Raw genomic sequence first — 320 nt, 5'->3', positions numbered from 1 at the left:
GACAACGGCACCACTGCCAATGCAACCCTCGATGTGAACGTGATCGACGACCTGCCAAAAGCGGTGAACGATTCCAACGCCAGCACCGCGTCAGAAACCAATCTGACCCTGACCGGCAACGTCCTCACCAACGACGTACAAGGCGCTGACCGCGTACCCACCGGCCCCGTCACCGCCGGTACCTTCACCGGCACCTATGGCACCTTGGAGCTGCACACCGACGGTACCTACACCTACACGCTCAACCCGACCGATGCCGACTTCAAAAACCTGCACGGTGGCGGCAATGGGACAGAGACGTTCACCTACACCATCACCGA

General features: G+C 60.3%; 1 protein-coding gene. It reads left to right on the top strand.

The genetic code is table 11. The features are described from left to right. The coding region (locus tag ACM6HV_RS13970) for an Ig-like domain-containing protein (RefSeq protein WP_414904481.1) at positions 1 to 320 on the top strand (320 nt) is incomplete at both ends.

It is taken from the genome of Pseudomonas sp. IT-P260, from assembly GCF_949768395.1.
Classification (GTDB): domain Bacteria; phylum Pseudomonadota; class Gammaproteobacteria; order Pseudomonadales; family Pseudomonadaceae; genus Aquipseudomonas; species Aquipseudomonas parakoreensis.
Note: the sequence above shows the minus strand (reverse complement) of the source record. Positions and strands in the feature narration are given on the sequence as shown.